General features: G+C 73.3%; 21 protein-coding genes. 6 read left to right on the top strand and 15 right to left on the bottom strand.

The window, feature by feature from the left end:
* The first annotated feature begins 326 nt into the window (after positions 1-326).
* A complete protein-coding gene (locus OG247_RS24670; protein ID WP_327254302.1) occupies positions 327-995 on the top strand; it encodes an SCO3374 family protein in 669 nt (222 codons plus the stop codon).
* Here the strand turns inward: OG247_RS24670 and OG247_RS24665 are convergent.
* The 11 genes from OG247_RS24665 to OG247_RS24615 form a co-directional block, all read right to left on the bottom strand.
* Positions 977-1,315 (bottom strand): histone-like nucleoid-structuring protein Lsr2, encoded by a 339-nt coding sequence (locus tag OG247_RS24665; RefSeq protein ID WP_250752815.1) that lies wholly within the window; start codon positions 1,313-1,315, stop codon positions 977-979. The two genes, OG247_RS24670 and OG247_RS24665, sit on opposite strands and share 19 nt — an antisense overlap.
* A 166-nt stretch (positions 1,316-1,481) precedes the next feature.
* On the bottom strand, positions 1,482-2,012 hold the full coding sequence (locus OG247_RS24660) for an amino-acid N-acetyltransferase (RefSeq protein ID WP_327254301.1): 531 nt from the start codon (positions 2,010-2,012) through the stop codon (positions 1,482-1,484).
* 9 nt (positions 2,013-2,021) lie between these two features.
* Positions 2,022-2,477: a BlaI/MecI/CopY family transcriptional regulator gene (locus tag OG247_RS24655; RefSeq protein ID WP_327254300.1), complete on the bottom strand. Its 456-nt coding sequence runs from the start codon at positions 2,475-2,477 to the stop codon at positions 2,022-2,024.
* Between the two features lie 110 nt (positions 2,478-2,587).
* On the bottom strand, positions 2,588-2,761 hold the full coding sequence (locus OG247_RS24650) for a hypothetical protein (RefSeq protein ID WP_327254299.1): 174 nt from the start codon (positions 2,759-2,761) through the stop codon (positions 2,588-2,590).
* 13 nt (positions 2,762-2,774) lie between these two features.
* Entirely contained in the window at positions 2,775-3,398 is a 624-nt protein-coding gene (locus OG247_RS24645) for a hypothetical protein (RefSeq protein WP_327254298.1), read from the bottom strand.
* 73 nt (positions 3,399-3,471) lie between these two features.
* A complete protein-coding gene (locus OG247_RS24640) occupies positions 3,472-3,657 on the bottom strand; it encodes a DUF397 domain-containing protein (protein ID WP_327254297.1) in 186 nt (61 codons plus the stop codon).
* A 251-nt stretch (positions 3,658-3,908) separates the two neighbouring features.
* A complete protein-coding gene (locus OG247_RS24635; protein WP_327254296.1) occupies positions 3,909-4,718 on the bottom strand; it encodes a type III pantothenate kinase in 810 nt (269 codons plus the stop codon).
* 3 nt (positions 4,719-4,721) lie between these two features.
* The gene (gene nadC / locus OG247_RS24630) at positions 4,722-5,672 is read right to left on the bottom strand and encodes a carboxylating nicotinate-nucleotide diphosphorylase (RefSeq protein ID WP_327257603.1); all 951 of its coding nucleotides are present in this window, start codon (positions 5,670-5,672) and stop codon (positions 4,722-4,724) included.
* 50 nt (positions 5,673-5,722) lie between these two features.
* Positions 5,723-7,531 (bottom strand): L-aspartate oxidase, encoded by a 1,809-nt coding sequence (locus OG247_RS24625; RefSeq protein ID WP_327254295.1) that lies wholly within the window; start codon positions 7,529-7,531, stop codon positions 5,723-5,725.
* Positions 7,528-8,553 (bottom strand): pantoate--beta-alanine ligase, encoded by a 1,026-nt coding sequence (panC, locus tag OG247_RS24620; RefSeq protein ID WP_442813390.1) that lies wholly within the window; start codon positions 8,551-8,553, stop codon positions 7,528-7,530. Before panC ends, OG247_RS24625 begins: the two co-directional genes overlap by 4 nt.
* Positions 8,550-9,560: a Rossmann-like and DUF2520 domain-containing protein gene (locus OG247_RS24615; protein ID WP_327254294.1), complete on the bottom strand. Its 1,011-nt coding sequence runs from the start codon at positions 9,558-9,560 to the stop codon at positions 8,550-8,552. The genes panC and OG247_RS24615 overlap by 4 nt, the downstream gene beginning before the upstream one ends.
* A gap of 638 nt (positions 9,561-10,198) precedes the next feature.
* Here OG247_RS24615 and OG247_RS24610 point away from each other — a divergent pair.
* The gene (locus OG247_RS24610; RefSeq protein ID WP_327257601.1) at positions 10,199-11,293 is read left to right on the top strand and encodes a threonine aldolase family protein; all 1,095 of its coding nucleotides are present in this window, start codon (positions 10,199-10,201) and stop codon (positions 11,291-11,293) included.
* Positions 11,294-11,465: 172 nt separating this feature from the next.
* Here OG247_RS24610 and OG247_RS24605 read toward each other — a convergent pair whose 3' ends face one another.
* Positions 11,466-11,675 carry a hypothetical protein gene (locus OG247_RS24605; protein WP_327254293.1) on the bottom strand — a complete coding sequence of 70 codons (210 nt, stop codon included), beginning with the start codon at positions 11,673-11,675 and terminating at the stop codon, positions 11,466-11,468.
* Between the two features lie 672 nt (positions 11,676-12,347).
* Here OG247_RS24605 and OG247_RS24600 point away from each other — a divergent pair.
* Together OG247_RS24600 and OG247_RS24595 are read left to right on the top strand one after the other, a co-directional pair.
* Positions 12,348-13,472 carry a DUF5937 family protein gene (locus tag OG247_RS24600; protein ID WP_327254292.1) on the top strand — a complete coding sequence of 375 codons (1,125 nt, stop codon included), beginning with the start codon at positions 12,348-12,350 and terminating at the stop codon, positions 13,470-13,472.
* A 328-nt stretch (positions 13,473-13,800) separates the two neighbouring features.
* A complete protein-coding gene (locus OG247_RS24595; RefSeq protein ID WP_327254291.1) occupies positions 13,801-15,351 on the top strand; it encodes a M28 family metallopeptidase in 1,551 nt (516 codons plus the stop codon).
* Positions 15,352-15,499: 148 nt separating this feature from the next.
* Here the strand turns inward: OG247_RS24595 and OG247_RS24590 are convergent, their stop codons facing one another.
* Positions 15,500-16,498, bottom strand: a complete 999-nt coding sequence (locus OG247_RS24590; RefSeq protein ID WP_327254290.1) for an SAM-dependent methyltransferase — start codon at positions 16,496-16,498, stop codon at positions 15,500-15,502.
* Between the two features lie 106 nt (positions 16,499-16,604).
* On the opposite strand from OG247_RS24590, the gene OG247_RS24585 reads away from it, so the two are divergent.
* Both OG247_RS24585 and OG247_RS24580 read left to right on the top strand, forming a co-directional pair.
* A complete protein-coding gene (locus OG247_RS24585; protein ID WP_327254289.1) occupies positions 16,605-17,804 on the top strand; it encodes a sensor histidine kinase in 1,200 nt (399 codons plus the stop codon).
* Between the two features lie 2 nt (positions 17,805-17,806).
* Complete coding sequence (locus OG247_RS24580; protein ID WP_266905934.1) at positions 17,807-18,502, top strand: response regulator; 696 nt, start codon at positions 17,807-17,809, stop codon at positions 18,500-18,502.
* Positions 18,503-18,553: 51 nt separating this feature from the next.
* Here OG247_RS24580 and OG247_RS24575 read toward each other — a convergent pair whose 3' ends face one another.
* Positions 18,554-19,924, bottom strand: coding sequence for a PH domain-containing protein (locus tag OG247_RS24575; RefSeq protein ID WP_442813387.1), 1,371 nt, complete (start codon positions 19,922-19,924; stop codon positions 18,554-18,556).
* Complete coding sequence (locus OG247_RS24570) at positions 19,921-20,412, bottom strand: PH domain-containing protein (protein ID WP_327254287.1); 492 nt, start codon at positions 20,410-20,412, stop codon at positions 19,921-19,923. Before OG247_RS24570 ends, OG247_RS24575 begins: the two co-directional genes overlap by 4 nt.
* Positions 20,413-20,497 lie beyond the last annotated feature (85 nt).

The raw sequence follows: 20,497 nt of genomic DNA, 5'->3' as shown, positions 1-20,497 counted from the left end.
ACTGCTCCAACCCGATGGTGCGAGACGATGTTCCCGCAGGCCAGGCAGATACCCGTCACACGTGTACGCCGATGGCGAACGGAAGCCGGTCTCGGACCCTGTAAATCTGCGTGTCGCCCCGATCCACTAGGAATGTCTTACCCGTAAGAGCGGACGGTTCACGCCGGTGGACGACTGATCCCTCCGCTACGGGCGAACACGCTTCCGTCCTGAATGTGAGACTCCGAGGAGTCGGACGTTTACGTTCCGCATTGGCACGAGTGCCCTGCGTCACTTCGCGCCTCCCTCCCGCGTAACTCCCGAGCGTTTCCGCAGTTGCTCCGGACATGGCCCTCACCGCGCCGCCCGCCACCGTCCCGCTCCCCCGCGTCCCGATCGGGACACCCGCGACCGAAGCGACCGGAGCCACCGGTGCGCCGGCGGACTGGTACGCCCGCGTGCTCGGCTGGCCCGTGGCCGGCGGACCGCCCGCGCAGCTGGTGACCGGGGTGCGGTTCGACGTACTGGAGCTGCCGGCCGATGCCGGTGCCGCGGTGCTGCGCGGTCCCTGCCGCGGCCTCACGGGGCCGGTGGCGCTCACGGGACACAGGATGCGGTTCCTGGTGGCCCCGGGGAGCGCCGACGAGCTGGAGGGGCTGCTCGACTGGCTGGAGTGGGGCGGGGTGGCCCTGGATCTCGCCGCCCTGGGTGCGGGTGGCCGGATCACCGCTCCGACGCCGCCGGGACACCTGGTGGGGCCCGGGGAAAGCCCTCGGGGGGCCGCCGTGTGGCTGCGGCCCCCCGAGCAGGGGTGTGAGGCACTGCTGCCCGCCCTGCCCTCCGTGGGGCGGGGCTCCGGGCCCGGTCGAGGCGAGGACGCCGCCGGGCCCGGTCTCGTACGCCTGGTCGCGGCCGCGGCGACGGAATGCCACCGGGCGCGGCTGCGGCGGCGTACGGCCTCTGCGCATCGCATCGGCACCGCGGTGGTGACCGGAGGTCAGCCGCGGTTCTCGTAAGCCTCGCGGATCTCCTGCGGAACGCGGCCGCGATCGTTGACGCTCATGCCCTGGGCCTTGGCCCAGGCGCGGATCTCGGCCGTGTCCGGGTTGCCGGACGTCGCGGCGGCGCGGCCGCCCTTGGTACGACCCGCCGCGGCACGGCCACCGGTGCGGCGACCGCCCTTGGTGAACGGGTCGAGGAGGCCGCGGAGCTTTTCAGCGTTGGCGGTGGTGAGGTCGATCTCGTAGGTCTTGCCATCCAGAGCGAACGTCACCGTCTCGTCCGCCTCGCCGCCGTCGAGGTCGTCGACAAGAAGGACCTGAACCTTCTGTGCCACCGGGATTTCCTTTCATCGAAAAGCAGTACGCGGAAAGGAAACCGCTTTTGCCTGGAAAACACAAACCCCCCGTCACGGGTTCGGGTCCGCAACGGGTCGGGAAACGTGCGCGATTCGGACATAGGCCACGGAGCCGGGGCTCCCGCGAAATCCCCGCGGTGATCGATCAGAGGTGCAGAAGCATCCGACTGTTGCCCAAGGTGTTCGGCTTCACTCGTTCGAGACCGAGGAACTCGGCGACACCCTCGTCATAGGAACGCAGCAGCTCCATGTACACATCGGTCTCGACCGGGGTCTCGCCGATCTCGGTGAAGCCGTGCTTCGCGAAGAAGTCCACTTCGAAGGTGAGGCAGAAAACCCGGCTGACCCCCACCCTCCGGGCGGTCTCCAGCAACTTGTCGAGCACCAGATGACCGACTCCCGCGCCCTTCAAGGCGCGGTCGACCGCGAGAGTGCGGACTTCGGCCAGGTCTTCCCACATCACGTGGAGCGCACCGCAGCCGACAACCTGGCCATCGGAGTCGCGTTCGGCGACCCAGAACTCCTGGATGTCCTCATAAAGGACCACCGGCGCTTTGTCCAGCAGGATCCGCTGCTGAACGTACTGGTCGAGCAGGCGGCGCAGCGCGGGAACATCACCGGTGCGCGCTCGGCGGATCGTGACTGTTTTTGCATGTGCAGCGGAAAACTCACCCATGCCCGGACGTTATCGCCCCGACTCGGTGCCCGGCGCCGCGGAGTCGCCCTCGGCATCGGGCGCCGCCGCCGGGGAGTCGGCGGCCTCCGCGGACCCTTCGGGCTCCGCCGGCTGCACGATGCGTACGGCGTCCCTGAGCGCCTCGCGCTGTTCCGCCGACATCATGCCGAAGAAGGCCACGAGGGCGGCCGCGGGGTTGTCGCTCGTCGACCAGGCTTCGTTCATCAGTGCGGCCGAGTAAGCGGCCCGGGTCGAGACCGCCGTATATCGATAGGCGCGGCCTTCCGCCTCGCGGCGGACCCAGCCCTTCTGATGAAGATTGTCCATAACGGTCATGACCGTGGTGTACGCGATGGACCGTTCCTGCTGCAGGTCTTCCAGGACTTCGCGAACGGTGACCGGGCGGTTCCACTGCCACACCCGCGTCATGACTGCGTCTTCGAGTTCTCCCAAGGGGCGAGGCACACCAGCACGATAGTGCGGGTTGTGGTGAATTGCGCGGCTATCCGGGCGGCAAGGCGCAACAAAATCGGGCGCACGGCCGGGAAGCCGTACGCCCGTCCCCTCGCGGGGGCCTACTTCTGGGGCTGGGACTGCTGGGCGGCCTCGGCGCGGGCGAGCACGGCGTCTACCGCCGCGTCCTCCTTGCCCTTGTTGGCACCGCCCTGGCTCTTCACGATCGTCACGACGAGCGCGATGAAGAACACGGCCATCACGAAGGGGGGCACGAGCGCGGAAACGTAGTCCATGCCCCCAGCCTAGCTACCCCGCCGCGCGCCCGGCCTCCGGGGGCGGGCTGGGCTTGCGGCGCGGCGGGAAGACCTCGCCCGGGGTCGGGATGGGGCGTCCGGGGCGGTCGTCCGGGCGCGGTTCGGGCTTCGGTCGCGCGGGGTCGTTCTCCTTCTCGCCGCCGCCCTTGCCGGTGCCGCCCGTGTCGGTGCCGCCCGCGAGGGTCAGCAGCCGGGTGCGCGGTGCGGGCGCCGTGGACAGCCTGCGGCGTACGGAGCGCTCCGCGATGGTCTGGGCCCGCTCCAGCAGCGCGGCGGCGACCGGGTTTGCGCGCAGCGCCCGTAGGGCCGCGAGGTCGTCCGGCACCGGTTCGTAGCCGGCGGCCAGGGCGTCCTGCAGCAGCTCCAGGTAGCCGGAGAGGCTGCCGGGCAGGGCGGCTCTGTACCGCGCCAGGTCGGCCAGGAGGAACGCTCTGAGCCTCCCCGCCTCCTGCACCGCGTCGTCCACCGACGCCGCGAGGCGCAGGCAGTCCTGGACCTCGACGGCCGTCAGTGGGGCCGTCGAGGACTGAAGGGCGTGAGCGAGCGAACGCCTGAGCACGTGAAGCTCATCGGCGCCGAACGCCATGCCGCCGCGGGATCCATAGGGCGTGGGCATGGGCCGAAGATACGCGCTAATCGGACAAAATCCCTTGAGTGAACACGTACAGGGCGCGTGTCGGAAAGGGGGCCTAGTCCGACTGCTTGACCACGCGCAGGAAATCCGCCCAGGCGGCCTGGGTGGTGGCGAGGACCAGGTGGGCCGGGTCGGCGCGGTCCGCCACGCGGACCAGGGTGCCGGGGGCGGCACTGACGTACACGCAGTTGTCCCCCTCGCCGCAGAACGAGGACTTCTGCCAGGCGGGCCGAGCGGTCATGACGTCTCCTCCGGTCACAGGCGCTGTGGCGCCGGGGACGGGCTCCCGGTACATGTCGTGGGGCGAAGGTATCCCCGCGGTGGCCGTGGTCCGGCCATTTCCGGGGAAATTGTCATGGCGGGCGTCAGGGCGAGGTAAGGGCCGGGCGGGGAGCGGGGGAGGCCAGCCTCCCGTGGGATGCGAGCGGCCCCCGGCCTCCGGGGGGGGAGGGCGGGGGCCGTCGGGGCGATCGGGCGGGCGGGCCGGGCCGGTCAGCCGAAGGCGGGCGCGTTGCGCTCGTAGACCAGCCGGAGGCCGATCAGGGTGAGCCAGGGCTCGTGGTCGTCGATGGCCTCGGCCTCACCGAGGACGATCGGAGCCAGGCCGCCCGTGGCGATGACGCGGACGTCGTCCGGGACGCCGTTCGGGCCGGCCAGCTCCTTGGCCATGCGGCCCACGATCCCGTCGACCTGGCCCGCGAACCCGTAGACCACGCCCGACTGCATCGCCTCGACCGTGGACTTGCCGATGACGTTGCGCGGGCGGGCCAGCTCGATCTTGCGGAGCTGGGCGCCCCGGACGCCGAGGGCCTCCATGGAGATCTCGATGCCCGGGGAGATGACCCCGCCGACGTACTCGCCCTTGGCGGAGACCGCGTCGAAGGTGGTCGCCGTGCCGAAGTCGACGACGATCGCGGGGCCGCCGTAGAGCTCGGCGGCGGCGACCGCGTTGACGATGCGGTCCGCGCCGACCTCCTTCGGGTTGTCCATCAGGATCGGAACGCCCGTCTTGGTGCCGGGCTCCACGATCACCGCCGGAACGTCGCCGTAGTAGCGCCGGGTCACCTCGCGGAGCTCGTGCAGGACCGCCGGCACCGTGGAGCAGATCGCGATGCCGTGGATGCCGTCGCCCAGCTCGTTGCCGAGCATCGGGTGCATGCCCATCAGGCCCTGCATCAGCACGGCCATCTCGTCGGCCGTGCGGCGCGGGTCGGTCGAGACGCGCCAGTGCTCGACGATCTCGTCACCGTCGAACAGGCCAAGAACCGTATGGGAGTTGCCCACGTCGATGGTGAGGAGCACCGGTTACACCGCCTCGCGCAGATCGAGGCCGATGTCCAGGATCGGGGAGGAGTGGGTGAGCCCGCCGACGGCGAGGTAGTCGACGCCGGTCTCGGCGTAGGCGCGGGCGTTGTGCATGGTGAGGCGGCCCGAGGACTCCAGGACCGCGCGGCCGTGGACCAGCGCCACCGCTTCCTCGGTCTCGATGGGCGTGAAGTTGTCGAGCAGGATCAGGTCCGCGCCCGCGTCCAGGGCCTCGCGGACCTGCTGGAGGGTGTCCACCTCGACCTCGATGGGGAGGTCGGGGAACTGCTCGCGCACGGCCTTGAACGCCTCGCGGACGCCGCCCGCCGCGATCACGTGGTTGTCCTTCACCAGCGCCGCGTCGGACAGCGACATCCGGTGGTTGACGCCGCCGCCGCAGCGGACCGCGTACTTCTCCAGGCAGCGCAGGCCCGGGGTGGTCTTGCGGGTGTCGCGGACCTTGGCCTTGGTGCCCTCCAGCTCGTCGGCCCAGGCGCGGGTGGCCGTGGCGATGCCCGACATCAGGCAGAGCAGGTTCAGCGCGCTGCGCTCGCCGGTGAGCAGGTCCCGGGTGCGGGCCCGTACGGAGAGCAGGACCTGGCCGGCTTCGACCCGCTCGCCGTCCTCGACGTGCCGCTCGACCTCGAAGGTGTCGGTACAGACGACGGACAGGACGGCCTCGGCGACGCGCAGGCCCGCGACCGTGCCGGCCTCGCGCGCGGTGAAGTCGGCCGTGGCGACGGCCTCTTCGGGGACGGTGGCGACGGTCGTGACGTCGACTCCGCCGTCGAGGTCCTCGGAGATCGCCATGTGCGCGATGTCCTCGACCTCGATCGGGTCCAGGCCGGCGTCCACGAGCAGCTGGGCGAGCGCCGGGTCCAGGCCGGTCTCCTCGCCCTCGCCGCAGGCGCAGTCGTCGCCGCAGCCGCCGCCCTCGCTCTGGTCGAGGATCGGGAGCTCCTCGTGCGGGTGGGTGTGGTCGTGCTCGTGCGTGCTCACGGTTACGGCTCCAGGCTGTCGGTGCTGCGGGTGCTGTTGCTGCTGCTACTGCTGCTGTTACTGCTGTTGCTACTGCTGTGGCTGCTCAAGGGGACGCGTACGGACGGGAAGTCCGCCGAGTCCGTGGGGGTGACGACCAGGGCCCGCCGCTCGGTCTCCGACAGGCGCACCACCAGGTGGCGCCGCCAGTCGGTGTCGTCCCGGTCGGGGTGGTCCTCGCGCCAGTGGCAGCCGCGGGTCTCCGCACGCCGCTGGGCGGCGGCGACCAGCACCCGGGCCACGCACAGGAGGTTGGTGGCCTCCCAGGTCTCGGTGCCGGGGACGGCCGTCTTGCCCCGGGTCTCCAGCTCCGTCAGCGCCGTCGCGTACAGGGCTTCGAGCGCGGCGGCGGCCCGGCGCAGGGACTCGGCGGAGCGGAGCACGCCCGCGCCGTCCGTCATGATGCGCTGGATCTCGTAGCGCGCCTCGGCGGGCTGGAGGGGGCCGGTGGCCGGGACGGGGATCCCGGGGCCGGTGCCCACGGGCGGGTTCCCGATGATGTCGTCGGCGATGCGCTCGGCGAAGACCAGGCCCTCCAGCAGGGAGTTGGAGGCGAGCCGGTTCGCACCGTGCACTCCGGTGCAGGCGACCTCGCCGCAGGCGTACAGCCCGGGCACGGTGGTGCGGCCGTGCAGGTCGGTCCGTACGCCGCCGGAGGCGTAGTGCGCGGCCGGGGCGACGGGGATGGGCTCGGTGACCGGGTCGATGCCGTGCGAGCGGCACGCGGCGAGGATGGTGGGGAAGCGCTGCTCCCACATCTGCGCGCCGAAGTGCCGGGCGTCCAGGTACATGTGCTGGGTGCCCTGCTCCTGCATGCGGCGCATGATGCCCTTGGCGACGATGTCGCGCGGGGCGAGCTCGGCGAGCTCGTGCTGGCCGGTCATGAAGCGGACCCCGCCGGCGTCGACGAGGTACGCGCCCTCGCCGCGGACGGCCTCCGACACCAGGGGCTGCTGGCCCTCGGCGTCGGCGCCGAGGAAGAGCACGGTGGGGTGGAACTGCACGAATTCGAGGTCGGAGACCTCGGCGCCGGCGCGCAGGGCGAGGGCCACTCCGTCGCCGGTGGACACCGACGGGTTGGTGGTCGCGGAGAAGACCTGGCCCATGCCGCCGGTCGCGAGGATCACGGCGGGCGCGTGGACGGCGCCGACCCCGTCGTGCTGGCCCTCGCCCATGACGTGCAGGGTGACGCCCGCGGTACGGCCCTCGGCGTCCAGGAGCAGGTCCAGGACCAGGGCGTTCTCGACGGTCTCGATGCCGGCGTCGTGGACGGCCTCGACGAGCGCCCGGGAGATCTCGGCGCCGGTGGCGTCCCCGCCCGCGTGCGCGATGCGGCGGCGGTGGTGGCCGCCCTCGCGGGTCAGCTCGATCTCGCCGGTCTCGGCGGAGGTGTCGAAGACGGCGCCGGTCGCGATGAGGCGGCGTACGGCGTCGGGGCCCTCGGTGACCAGGAGCCGGACGGCGGCCTCGTCACACAGGCCGGCGCCGGCGACGAGGGTGTCGTCGAGGTGCTGCTCGGGGGTGTCCCCGTCGCCGAGGGCGGCGGCGATGCCGCCCTGGGCCCAGCGGGTGGAGCCGTCGTCGAGCCGGGCCTTGGTGACCACGACGGTACGGCGGCCCGCGGCGGCGCAGCGCAGTGCGGCGGTCAGTCCGGCGACTCCGGATCCGACGACCACGACATCGGCGTCCACGGACCAGCCGGGCGCCGGGGCGTGGAGCCGTATGCCGGTGCTGGTGCCCGCTGCTGCGGGGCCACTGCCTGGGGTGCTCACGGTTGCGCTCCGAACTCCAATGGGATGTTGTCGATCAGCCGGGTCGCGCCCACTTTCGCGGCGACGGCCAGCACGGCCTGACCGGTGAAGCCGTGGCCGGCCTCGGTGAAGTCCTGTGGGTCCACCAGCGCCAGGTAGTCCAGTACCAGAGGCGGATCGTGCCGGCCCGCCTCCTCCAGGACGTGCCGCGCGGCGGCCCGTACGGCCTCCGGCAGCCCGGCGCCCGCCGCCGCGACGGCGTGCGCGTCGGCGGAGGCGCGGATCTCGCCCAGCCGGGCCAGGCCGGTGGCCCGCTCGTCGCCGGCCGGCGGTGCCTGCGCCTCGGCGCGGGCGCGCAGCGCGGCCTGCGCGGCGAGCCGGTCGCGGCCGGCGAACAGGGCGCGGGAGAGGGCGAGGGCGGCGCCGCGCTCCTTGGCGGAGAGGTAGCGGTTGCGGGACGACAGCGCGAGCCCGTCCGGCTCGCGCACGGTCGGTACGCCGACCACCTCGACGGGGAAGTTCAGGTCGGTCACCATGCGCCGGATCAGTGCCAGTTGCTGCGCGTCCTTCTGGCCGAAGAAGGCCAGGTCGGGGCGGGTGAGGTGGAGCAGCTTGGCGACGACGGTCAGCATGCCGTCGAAGTGGCCGGGGCGGGTGGCGCCCTCGAGGCGGCCGCCCATCGGGCCGGCGGTGATCCGGACCTGCGGGTCGCCGCCGGGGTAGACCTCGTCGACGGCCGGGGCGAACACGGCGTCGGCGCCGGCCTCTTCGGCGATGAGCAGGTCGGCGTCGAGGGTGCGGGGGTAGCGGTCGAGGTCCTCGTTCGCGCCGAACTGCAGGGGGTTGACGAAGACTGTGACCACGACCTGGCCGGTGGGACCGACGTGCGCGCGGGCGGTGCGGACCAGGGTGGCGTGGCCCTCGTGGAGGGCGCCCATGGTCATCACGACGGCCCGGCGGCCGGCCTCGGCCCCGGCGCCGGCGGCGCGGGCAGCGGCGCGGGGCAGTCGGTGCAGTGCGTCCGCGGTGTCGAGGAGGATCACAGGTCGCCGCCTTCGCGTCCCTCGGAGGAGCGGGGGCCGGGGTCGATGCCGGTCGCGCCGTCGGCGAGTACGCCGAGGAGGTCCTCGGCCAGTTCGGGCTTGAGCAGACCGTGCGCGAGGGCGCGGTCGGCGGTCGTACGGGCCATCGCGAGGTACCCGGCCACCGTGCCCGGCGCGTGCTTGCGCAGCTCCGAGACGTGCGCGGCGACGGTACCGGCGTCACCGCGGGCCACCGGGCCGGTCAGGGCCGCGTCACCGGAGCGCAGGGCGTTGTCGAGGGCCGCGCCCAGGAGCGGGCCGAGCATCCGGTTCGGGTGTTCGACTCCCGCCTTGGCCAGCAGTTCCATCGACTGGGCGACCAGGGTCACCAGGTGGTTCGCGCCGAGGGCGAGGGCCGCGTGGTAGAGCGGGCGGTTCGCCTCGGCGATCCACTCGGGCTCCCCGCCCATCTCGATGACCAGGGCCTCGGCGGCGAGCCGCAGCTCGTCGGGGGCGGTCACCCCGAAGGAGCAGCCCGCGAGGCGCTGCACGTCGACCTCGGTGCCGGTGAAGGTCATCGCGGGGTGCAGGGCCAGCGGGAGCGCGCCCGCCCGGCGCGCGGGGTCCAGCACGGAGACCCCGTACCGCCCGGAGGTGTGCACGAGGAGCTGTCCGGGGCGGACCGCGCCGGTCTCGGCGAGGCCCTCCACCAGGGACGGCAGGGCGTCGTCGGGGACGGTCAGCAGCACGAGGTCGGAGGCCTCGAGGACCTGCGCCGGGGAAACGACGGGCACGTCGGGCAGCATCCGCGCGGCACGGCGGCGCGAGGCGTCGGAGACACCCGACACGGCGACGGGCCGGTGCCCGGTCTGCTGCAGGGCGCGGGCCAGCGCCGGGCCGACCCTGCCGGCTCCGACGACACCGACGGAGAGCCGGGCGGGGCGCTCCGCCTGGGGGGCTGTGTTCACGCGGGGGAGGCCTTCCGTTCCGTTCCGGTCCGCGGGGGGTACCGGACGATACGTCGCCATGCTAGCTCCTGGTGTGTGGGCCGGTCGGCGATGATCGGGGCATGAACCAGGACACGGAGCGGACGGCGCCCGCGGGACCGGGCTTGGAGCCCGGCCCGGGTACGAGGCCGGAGCCGGACACGGGCTCCGGCTCCGACACGGGGCCGGCCCCGGAGCCCGGCTCGGGTGCCGGGGCGGGGCCGGAGCCCGGCTCGGGTACGGGGGCGGAGCCGGGCCTGGGCCCGGTCAGGGGCACGGGCACCGGCGTGCACCGGATCGCGGACCCGGACGCGGCGGCGGAACGGGCCGCGGGCACGGAGCGGATCGCGGACCCGGACGCCGCAGCCGAACGCGCCGCGGGCCCGACCACAGCCCCACAGCGGGGCACGGACGCGACCGGGGAGCGCGCGGCCGGCCGGGTGACGGACGCGGGCGGGGCCGCCGACCCGGACACGGATGCGGGTGCGGGAACGGGTGCGGCGCGGGCCGGAGACGGGGTGGGGGCGCCGGCCGCGCACGCGGTGACGGGGCAGAGAGCGGAGGCGGACGCGAACGCGGAGCAGGTCTCCGAACCGGTCGCCGAACCGGTCGCCGAACAAGCCGCCGAACAGGCGGCCGATCAAGACGCCGAACAAGCGGCCGACGGCTTGGCGGCGCGGATGGTGGTCGCCGGGCGGGCGGCCTCGCGGAAGCTGTCGGGCAGTCTGCGGGAGGCCACGGTCGGGGAGCTGCTGGCAGAGCTGGGCGGGCTGGCCCCGGACCCCGACGAGCCGGGCGACATCTACGGCAACGGGGTCGTGGAGCGGCTGGAGCGGCGGGTCGCGGAGCTGCTCGGCACCGAGGACGCGGCGTTCTTCCCGACCGGGACCATGGCCCAGCAGATCGCGCTCCGCTGCTGGGCGGGCCGGACCGGCAACCCGGTGGTCGCCCTGCACCCCATGAGCCATCCGGAGCGGTGGGAGGGCGGCGCGCTGTCCGTCGTCTCGGGGCTGCGGACCGTCTACCCGACGGGCGAACCGCGCCAGCCGACCGCGTCCGAGCTCGCCGAGCTGCCGGAGCCGTTCGGGACGCTGATGCTGGAGCTTCCGCTGCGGGACGCGGGCTTCCTGCTCCCGACCTGGGACGAGCTGTCGGCCCTGGTGGACACCGCCCGGGAACGGGACGCGGTGGTCCACTTCGACGGGGCCCGGCTGTGGGAGTCGACGGTCCACTTCGGCCGTTCGCTGCCGGAGATCGCGGCGCTGGCGGACTCGGTGTACGTCTCCTTCTACAAGTCCCTCGGGGGCCTCAGCGGGGCCGCCCTCGCCGGATCCGCGTCGCTCGTGGCGGAGGCGAGGGTGTGGCGGCACCGGTACGGGGGCCAGATCTTCCGCCAGTTCCCGGCCGCGCTGTCCGCCCTGGCCGGGCTGGAACGGGAGCTGCCGGAGCTGCCCTCCTACGTGGCCAAGGCGCGGACGGTGGCGTCCGCGATCTCCTCGGCGCTCGCCGCGGCTCCGGAAGTGCCCTGGTTCCGGGTCCACCCGGAGGTCCCGCACACCCACCAGTTCCAGGTGTGGCTCCCCTACGACGCGGACCGCCTCACGGAGGCGGGGGTCCGGCTGGCGGAGGAGACGGGCACGGTCCTCTTCCGCCGCTGGTCCCCCGACGGCCCGCCGGGCCTCTCGGTGACGGAGGTCGAAGTCACCCGCCCGGGCCTGTCCTGGACGGACCCCGAAGTCACCACGGCGGTAGCGGACTTCGTGTCCCGCCTCTAGCCCAGGCCGACGGGCCCTGCACCGACAGGTTCCGCCCTGAGCCAACAGTGCCGGGGCTTGGCCGGGCTGGCCGGACCGGGCCGGGTTTGGCTGGCTGGGCCAGGGCGCGGCCGGGCGTGGGAGTGGGCAGGGGCCGCTCGCCGGGCCGTCAGGCGGTCGGGCGGTCGGGCCGTCAGGCGGTCGGGTGGCGGGTCACCAGGCGGTGGAGCGCCGAGCGCCAGGGGTGGCTGGCCGGGGCGCCGTCGAGGACGGCCCGGAACTGTTCGTAGGTGCGGACCGCGCGCAGGACGGCCACGTCGTCGCGGCCCGGCGGCGGGGGCATCGGGGTGCCGTGCTGTGAGGCACGGTAGGTGTCGACGAGGTACTGCTCGATCGCGGTCATGCATCCACCCTGAACCTGTCCGCGGGGCTCCGCGCGCCGATTGACCGACGTCGTCAATCGGCCCCGTGGGGGCGGCGGTGTGGCCGCTGCGCGGGGCGGAGTCCCCTACCCGCCCTTCGCCCGTTCCCCGGGCTCCGCCCGGACCCTCCCCCAGCTACCGCCGGGGTGCGCCCTGCCTCAAACGCCGGCGAGGCTGGAAGTGCCACCGGGCTCCGCCCGGACCGGCTGCGATGGGGCCCCGGGCTGCGCCCGGACCCCCTGGGGCTCCGCCCCAGACCCCGGTCCTCAAACGCCGGACGGCTGAAAGGACCAACCGCCGGCGGGGCCGGACTATCACCCGGTCGGGGTCGGAGGCTCGCGGCCCGGGGCGGGGACGGGGGCGGGGTGGGGTGTTGGCCGGGACGTAAAGCGTGATGTGTGGCGCAGACACACCCCACGGCTGTCGAAGTAGAGCCGAGGGCGCCTAAATCATGCAGTCCAGGCCGACACCCCACCCCGCCCCCGGCACCGACCCCCACCCGCAGCCAGACCGACCACCGACCACACCCCAGCCCCGCCGGCGTTTGAGGCGCAGGGGCCCGGGGACCGGTCCCCGGCAGCGGCGCCGCACCGGATGGGCGAAGGGCGCGTGGCCTGGCAGCCGCAACCGCATCGCAGCGGCAGAATGATCCGATGAGCGTCACCATCGACATCACCGGGCTCCCCGCGGAGCGGATCGGCTTCGCGCCGTCCCCTCTCGCAGAGCTCTGCATGGCGTTGCACGCGCTCTCCCAGCCCGGCCATCACCCCGGGCTCGCCTCCTGGACCGCCACCACCGCGGCCGCCCTCGACCCGGGCCTCGCGGACCGGCTGCTGGAGGGCGACTTCATGTGGCGCAGCTCCTTCGCCGACCTGTTCATGGCCTTCGCCGGGATGCCGGGCGGTTCGGGGCTGCCCGCCGCCACCCTGGCCGGCGAGCTCGACGTACTGGACCGGCTGGACGACGAGCGGTTCGTGACGGCCGCCCTGGAGCACTGCCGGCTGGCCCTCTACAACGACGGCGGCGGCCCGTCCCCGCTCTCGGATCCGCTCGCCCGGGCCAAGGCCCTGGAGACGGCCTCCGCGCGCGGGCCGCAGCAGCTGGCCTTCGCCGTTCGGGTGCTCGACGACACCGCCGGTGTCCGGGTCTGGCTGCGCCGGCTGCTGGAGGACTGCGACGAGGCCTTCTTCGCGGAGACCTGGCGCCGGGTCGAGCCCCGGCAGAGCGCGGACGCCCGGCACAAGACGGAGGTGCTGCGCCGCAAGGGGCTGCCGGCCGTGCTGAAGGAGGTCTCCTCGGCGTTGAGCGTCGACGAGCGGCTGACCACGGTCACGGTGGACAAGATGGTCCACGGGTCCACGACCGCGACCGATCCCCGAATAGGTGACGGCCTGCTCTTCGTGCCCACGAACTTCGGCTGGCCCCACTTGCTGGTGCTGCACGCCCCCGGCTGGCGCCCGGTGATCCACTACCCGCTCGGCTCTCCCGAACTGGCCTCCTCCCCGGGGTCGGTGGAGCTGCTGCAGCGGCGCATGGAAGCACTGGCCCATCCGATGCGGATGATGCTGTGCCGCAATCTGGCGCGTGCTCCGTACACGACCGGCGAGTTGGCGGCCGCGAACGGGATCACCGCCCCGGAGGTCTCCCGCCATCTGGCGGTGCTGAAGAAGGCCGGGCTGATCCAGACCCGCCGCCAGGGGCGGTACGTCCAGCACCAGCTGGATCTGGCGGCGGTCGCGCGGATCGGCACCGACTTCATCGAGGGCATCCTGCGGTAGCTGCACGGCAGCCATGCGGTGGCCCTCGGGGAGCGAAGAGCGGGCACTGGCTTGTTTTCGACGGCTCAGATGCTCCGATATACGGATTTCACAAACCGGAATCAGTGAAAAGTCTGGCCATGGCCGCCACTTGATGCCTAACGTGCGTCCACCGCTCCCCCACTCGGCGCAACGCACCTGACCTGCGTCTGCATCCGCGACCCCGCACCCCTGCACGCCTTGGCCCAACCGCCGTAGCCCAAACGCCGTACGCCCAAAGCCACATGCCACATGCCACATGCCAAACGCCATACGCATGCGCACGCGCATCTGCCGTGGAAGGACTTTCATGCCCTCACGCCGTATAGCCGCAGCCACCGCCGCCCTGGCAGCCGCGGCCCTCGTCTCCCCGCTGCTCCTCGCCGGACCCGCCGGAGCCACCGGCAGCCCGCAGAGCGACGCCGCCCGGGGTGACGCGCTGGCCCGAAAGCTGGTCAAGGACTCCACCGGCAAGGGTGCCAACAACCACCTGAAGGTCTTCCAAGCCATCGCCGACTACAACAAGGGCACCCGCGTGGCGGGTTCCAAGGGCCACGTCCAGTCGGCCCAGTACGTCGAAATCGTCATGCGCGCGGCCGGGTACAAGGTCACCAAGAACGAGTTCGACTTCGTCTACGTTGAGACGGTCGCCGAGACCCTGAAGGTCAACGGCCCGGCCGGCCGCGATGTCCCGATCAAGCTGATGACGTACACCGCGAGCGGCCCGGCGAACGGCGTGACGGCGCAGATCGCCGCCGCCCCGGTCGACGCCGACGGCACGAACGGCTGTGAGGCCGCCGACTTCGCCGCGGGCGCCTTCACCGGCAAGGTCGCACTGATCAAGCGCGGCGGCTGCGCCTTCGCGGTCAAGCAGCAGAACGCGGCGGACGCCGGTGCGGTCGGCGCGGTGATCTACAACAACGCCGCGGGCGCCCTGAACGGCACCATAGGCGCCGCGGACGCGGGCAAGATCCCGACCGGCGGCGTCACGCTGGCCGAGGGCGAGCGGCTCGCCGCCGACGCCGCCGCGGGACCGGTCGAGGTCACCCTCGACATCCGCGAGTTCCGGGAGAACCGCAAGACGTACAACGTCATCGCGGAGACCCGGGGCGGCGACGAGAACAACACCGTCTTCCTCGGTGCGCACCTCGACTCCGTCGCGGCCGGCCCGGGCATCAACGACAACGGCTCCGGCTCGGCCGGCATCCTCCAGGTCGCGCAGCGGCTCGCGAGCAGCCAGACGAAGATCAAGAACAAGGTCAAGTTCGCCTGGTGGTCGGCGGAGGAGTTCGGCCTGCTCGGCTCCGAGGCGTACGTCGACGGGCTGACGGAGGACCAGAAGAAGAAGATCAAGCTCTACTTGAACTTCGACATGATCGCCTCGCCGAACGCCGCGTACTTCGTTTACGACGGCGACGACTCGGACAAGGTCGGCTCGGGCCCCGGGCCCGAGGGCTCGGCCCAGCTGGAGAAGGGGATCAACGACTTCCTCGACTCCAAGAACATCCCGCGCGAGGGCACCGACTTCTCGGGCCGCTCGGACTACGGCCCGTTCATCGCGGTCGGCATCCCCTCGGGCGGTACGTTCACGGGCGCCGAGGGCATCAAGACGCCCGAGCAGGCGGCGAAGTTCGGCGGGCAGGCCGGGGTCGCGTACGACGTGAACTACCACGGCAAGGGCGACACGATCGCGAACATCGACCAGAAGGCGCTCGACATCAACGTCGACGTCATCGCGGACGCGGTGGGGCACTACGCGTACGACCTGGCGCCGCTGGGCCGGCCCGTCGTCTCGGAGCCGTCCAACGGCGGGGGCAGCGGTGGTGGCCTCCACGAGGGCCACGACCACGCCACGGAGTAACCGGTAGGGGGCGGGCCGGGGCCGGTACAGCCGCTGCGCGGTGCCGGGTCCCCGACCCGCCCTTCCTCCGTTCCCCGGGGGCCAGCCCCGGACCCCCGCTCCTCAAACGCCGGAGGGGCTGGATATGGCCGACGCCGGCGAACTGCCGTTACCCCGGCCAGCGGCCCACCCCGACCGGCTGGACCAGCCAGCCGAAGTCGCCCAACCCGCCGCGGGCGGTGAGTTCCGCAGCTTCCCCGGCCAGAGACAGCGCCCGGACGTACGCCACCGGATCGGTGGAGGCCAGGGCCAGCGGGGGCCGGGCCCCCGAGACGCCGAGGGCCGCCAGCGCGTCCCGCTGCGTCAGCAGCACCGCCCCCGGCCCCGCGCACGCGTCGAGCGCCACGTGCGCGGTGACGTCGCAGCTCCCGTCCGGGACGGGCGCGGTCTCCCGCCCGGCGCGAAAGCCCGTCAGCGTCCCGAAGGGCGGCCGGGCGTCCCGGGTGTGGGCGTAGTCCACCGCGACCGCGAGCCCCCGCTCCACAGTGGCGACGGCCGCCGCCCAGGCCTCGTCGCGCGGCCGCCCGATCTCCGCCCGGCCCGCGCCCGCCTCCACGCCCGCCCGCGGCCACCACCGCTCCAGCCAGGCCCGGTCCGGCCCGTCCAAGGGGCCGCCCCGGCTCTCCGTACCGTCCCGCGCGACCTCCACGTAGGCCCCGTCCTCGGCGAGGTCCAGCGGTACGTTGTCGAGCCACTCGTTGGCGAAGAGCAGTCCCCGGGTGCCCCGGGGCGGCTCGCTCACCCACCGGACGCGCCCGTCGAGCCCGGCGGGACGCCCCGCGCGCTCCACCCCGTACGGCCGCACCCGCGCGGCCGTCTCCGGCGGCAGCGCCGCCAGCACCCCGGCCAGCAGTTCCCCGCGTCCGGCCCCTACGTCGACCAGGTCCAGCTCCTCCGGGCGGCCGAGCTCCCCGTCCACCCACAGGAGCAGCCGGGCCACGGCCCGCGCGTAGAGCGGCGAGGCGTGCACGGACGTGCGGAAATGCCCCGCGGGGCCGGGCCCGCCGGGGCGGACGTAGAAGCCGTCGGGGCCGTACAGCGCCCGCTCCATCGCCGTCCGCCAGCGCACCGGACCCGCCTGTGCCGTGCCTTCACCCTGAGTGCTCATCACTGAAAGGTTATGGTCGCCTCCACCTGCGGTAGTACTCGCGTCCCGGACGGATCGCCCCTCTGGTTGACTCCAGCACCTATCTGCTGTCCCTACTCTGGGTTACGTGCAGCGCCTCTACGATTTCCTCCGCAGACACCCGACGGGCGTCGACAGCTTCTGGGCTGTCCTCTTCTTCGGGTTCTCGATGGCCATCGTCGCCTCGGAGCACCAGGGCACCGGCTCCGCACTGCTCGCCACCCCCTGCGTGGTCGCGCTGAGCACCGCCGTGGGACTGCGCCGCAGGCGGACCGCGCCGGCGTTCTGGCTCACCGTCGCCACCGGCCTCTACCAGCTGGCCATCGGCGCGCAGGTGAGTTTCTACGACTCAGCGATGCTCGTCGTCCTCTTCACCGTCGCCGCCTCCGACGTGCCGCGCTGGGTCTCGCGCACCGCCCTCGGCTGGGGGCTGCTCGCATCCCCGCTGTACTTCCTGCGCATGGGGGTGGACAAGAACGCCTCCACCACCGACAGCGTGCTCTTCGTCGCCTTCCTGATGGTCCCCTTCGCCCTCGCCTGGGTGATGGGCGACTCCCTGCGCACCCGCCGGGCCTATTACGCCCAGCTCGTCGAACGCAACCAGCGCCTGGAGCAGGAGCGCGCGGCCCAGGCCAAGGTGGCCGTCGCCGCCGAGCGGGCCCGGATCGCCCGCGAGCTGCACGACGTCGTCGCGCACAACGTCTCGGTGATGGTGGTCCAGGCCGACGGCGCCGCCTACGTGATGGACGCGGCCCCCGAGCAGGCCAAGGAGGCCCTGCAGACCATCTCCGGCACCGGGCGCCTGGCCCTCGCCGAGATGCGCCGGCTGCTGGGCGTGCTGCGCACCGGCGAGCCGCAGGAGTCCGAGGACTACGTGCCGCAGCCCGACGTGGAGCAGATCGAGGTCCTGGTCGAGCAGGTACGGGCGGCCGGGCTCGCCGTGGACTTCGAGGTCGAGGGCGCCCCGCGCAAGCTGCCCAGCGGCGTGGAGCTGACGGCGTACCGGATCGTCCAGGAGGCGCTGACGAACACGCGCAAGCACGGCGGCCCCACCGCGAAGGCCAGCGTGCGGCTCGTCTACTTCGACGACGGGCTGGGCCTGCTCGTCGAGGACGACGGCCGGGGCGCGGCCCGCGAGCTCTACACGGACGGCGGCGCGGACGGCGCCGGACACGGGCTGATCGGCATGCGCGAACGCATCGGTATGGTCGGAGGCACCCTCGACGCGGGCCCCCGGCCCGGTGGCGGCTTCCGGATCAGCGCTCTGCTCCCCCTGAAGAAAAGGTGACCATGTCCTTCCCCACCGGCCCCTCCATCCGCGTGATGCTGGTCGACGACCAAGTACTGCTGCGCACCGGTTTCCGGATGGTGCTCGCCGCACAGCCCGACATGGAGGTCGTCGCCGAGGCCGGCGACGGCCTGGAGGCGCTGGAGGTGCTGCGGGCCACCAAGGTGGACGTGGTGCTGATGGACGTCCGAATGCCCCGCCTCGACGGGGTCGAGGCGACGCGCCGCATCTGCGAGCCCGAGGAACACCCCAAGGTCATCATCCTGACCACCTTCGACCTCGACGAGTACGCCTTCTCGGGCCTGAAGGCGGGCGCGAGCGGGTTCATGCTCAAGGACGTCCCGCCGGGCGAGCTGCTGGCCGCGATCCGCTCGGTGCACAGCGGCGACGCGGTCGTCGCCCCCTCCACGACGCGCCGGCTGCTGGACCGGTTCGCGCCGATGCTGCCGTCGACCTCGGCGGAACCGCGGAACAAGGACGTCGAGCGGCTGACGGAGCGCGAGCGCGAGGTCATGCTGCTGGTCGCCCAGGGCCTGTCGAACGGCGAGATCGCCGCCCGCCTGGTCCTGTCGGAGGCCACCGTCAAGACCCACGTGGGCCGCATCCTGACCAAGCTGAACCTGCGCGACCGGGTGCAGGTCGTGGTCCTGGCGTACGAGACCGGGCTGGTCCGCGCGGGCGGCGGCGGGGCGGCTTAGCGCCGGGCCCGCCGGGCCTCGGGCCCGCCCGGCGATGAGGCCATCCGGCGATCAGGTCATCCAGCGGTCCGGGCGGGCCGCGGCCCGGGAGGTCCGGGAGCGGGCCGCCTGGGCGTGGAGCAGTTCGGCGGCCTGGGCCGCACCGCGCAGGCGGGCCGTGACCGTACCGTTCGCGCCGGTGTCCACGTGGACGTCGGCCAGGCCGCGGGCGCGCTGCCAGGGGCCCTGGGAGTGGCGCACGCTCTGCACCTTGGCGTGCGGGACGATCTCCGTACGCCGGCACAGGCGGCCGTGGCGGGCGGCGAACACGTCCGCGGAGACGGCCAGGCCGTACCCCTTCCACCACACCGGGACCACCCAGCGCGATCCGCTCCGGGGCGAGGGCTCGAAGACGAGGCCCCCGAGGTCGACGCCTGGCAGCACCCGGGCGACGACGGCATGGGCGTCGGCCCGGGTGGCCACCGGCACCAGGACGTCGTTCTTCGAGCCGGCCACCTCCAGCTCCACCCGGACCCAGCCGCGCCGGCGCCACAGCAGCGGCTCGACGAGCCGTACGGTCTGCACCCGGCCCGGCGGCACCGTCTCGTGGGCGCGGTCGAGCATTCCGTGGTCGAGCCGGAGCCCGTCCGGGGACTCGGCGACCCGCCAGTCGTACTCGGCGAGGAACCGGCCCGCGCTGGCCGCCCACATCGCGCCCAGGACCGGGAGCAGGGCGACGATGGCCACCCACGGGTTGGAGCTGAACCACCACACCAGCGAGGGGCCGATGATCCCGCCGGCGAGGATCGCCCAGGTGGTCAGGGTGAGCAGCAGGGACACCGCCAGGTCGCGCGGCCCCACGCGCAGCAGCTCCCGTTCTGGGGCCTCGCCCAGGAGCGGGGCCTCGGCCGGGGTGAAACCGGCCGCGCGGGCCAGCAGCTCGGCGCGGAGCGAGACGGCGTCCTGCTCCGAGAGGAAGGCCAGCTCGTCCTTGGCCTCGGTGCCGATGACGTCGAGCCGCAGCTTGGCGACGCCCGCGACGCGGGCCAGCAGCGGGCGGGTGACGTCGACCGCCTGGATCCGGTCGAGGCGGATGTGCGCGGTGCGGCGGAAGAGGAGCCCGCTGCGGATGCGCAGTTCGGTGTCGGTGACGGCGTAGTGCGTGAACCACCAGCTGAGGAAGCCGTACAGGCCGAAGGCGAGGACCAGCGCGACCAGTCCGAGGACCCGCAGGACGGTGGAAACCGACGTCACCCACTCGGCGACGTTCTCGCCCTGCTGGGCGACGATGCCGATGGTCGCGGCGATCGGCACCCAGGCACGGCGCAGCGGGGTGAGGAAATGCAACCGCCGCTCCTGGCCGGGCCCGGCCGCGGGCCCCGCCCCTGCGCCTGCGCCTGCCTCTGCGCCTGCTCCTGCTTCTGCTCCCGCCGGAGGAGTCACAGCCCCGCCGACCTTGCCTCGCCGAGCTCCGTCAGCCGGTCGCGCAGCCGTTCCGCCTCCTCGGGCGCGAGTCCGGGGATCTTGGCGTCGGTCGCCGCCGCGGCCGTGTGGAGCTGTACGGAGGCCAGCCCGAAGCGGCGCTCCAGCGGGCCCGAGGTCACCTCCACCAGCTGCATCCGCCCGTACGGCACCACGGTCTGCTCCCGCCACATCACGCCCCGGCTGATCAGCAGGTCGTCGGCGCGTTCCGCGTACCGCCAGGACCGCCAGTTCCGTCCGAGCATCACCCAGCCCCAGGCCAGCACCAGCAGCCAGAACCCGCCGACCGCCGCCCACCCCGGGCCGACCGCCATCCCCAGCACGACGGCCGTCACCACCGTGAAGAGGGACATCCACAGCGCCAGCACCAGCCTGCGCAGCGACAGCAGCCCTCCCGGCAGGCCCACCCACTCGGGCAGCCCCGTCCCACCCTCTGTCCCCGTGTCCATCCCCCCACCCTAGGGCGGTGACCCGTTCTGCGGGCCGGGCCCGCACCACCTGTCGGCCGCCGCTCCCCGATCCGGAATCCGGACC

It is taken from the genome of Streptomyces sp. NBC_01244, assembly GCF_035987325.1.
In the GTDB taxonomy this organism is placed as follows: Bacteria; Actinomycetota; Actinomycetes; order Streptomycetales; family Streptomycetaceae; genus Streptomyces.
The sequence above is the reverse complement of the archived record's forward strand: the minus strand, read 5'-3'. Positions and strand labels throughout refer to the sequence as shown.

Bases quoted from the DNA above. Each gene is read 5' to 3' on its own strand.
- OG247_RS24670 (WP_327254302.1), top strand. From the start codon at position 327: ATGGCCCTCACCGCGCCGCCCGCCACCGTCCCGCTCCCCCGCGTCCCG.
- OG247_RS24615 (WP_327254294.1), bottom strand. From the start codon at position 9,560: ATGGCGACGTATCGTCCGGTACCCCCCGCGGACCGGAACGGAACGGAA.
- OG247_RS24645 (WP_327254298.1), bottom strand. From the start codon at position 3,398: ATGCCCACGCCCTATGGATCCCGCGGCGGCATGGCGTTCGGCGCCGAT.
- OG247_RS24590 (WP_327254290.1), bottom strand. From the start codon at position 16,498: ATGAGCACTCAGGGTGAAGGCACGGCACAGGCGGGTCCGGTGCGCTGG.
- OG247_RS24605 (WP_327254293.1), bottom strand. From the start codon at position 11,675: ATGACCGCGATCGAGCAGTACCTCGTCGACACCTACCGTGCCTCACAG.
- OG247_RS24570 (WP_327254287.1), bottom strand. From the start codon at position 20,412: ATGGACACGGGGACAGAGGGTGGGACGGGGCTGCCCGAGTGGGTGGGC.
- OG247_RS24600 (WP_327254292.1), top strand. From the start codon at position 12,348: ATGAGCGTCACCATCGACATCACCGGGCTCCCCGCGGAGCGGATCGGC.
- OG247_RS24640 (WP_327254297.1), bottom strand. From the start codon at position 3,657: ATGACCGCTCGGCCCGCCTGGCAGAAGTCCTCGTTCTGCGGCGAGGGG.
- OG247_RS24650 (WP_327254299.1), bottom strand. From the start codon at position 2,761: ATGGACTACGTTTCCGCGCTCGTGCCCCCCTTCGTGATGGCCGTGTTC.
- OG247_RS24580 (WP_266905934.1), top strand. From the start codon at position 17,807: ATGTCCTTCCCCACCGGCCCCTCCATCCGCGTGATGCTGGTCGACGAC.
- OG247_RS24595 (WP_327254291.1), top strand. From the start codon at position 13,801: ATGCCCTCACGCCGTATAGCCGCAGCCACCGCCGCCCTGGCAGCCGCG.
- OG247_RS24610 (WP_327257601.1), top strand. From the start codon at position 10,199: ATGGTGGTCGCCGGGCGGGCGGCCTCGCGGAAGCTGTCGGGCAGTCTG.
- OG247_RS24660 (WP_327254301.1), bottom strand. From the start codon at position 2,012: ATGGGTGAGTTTTCCGCTGCACATGCAAAAACAGTCACGATCCGCCGA.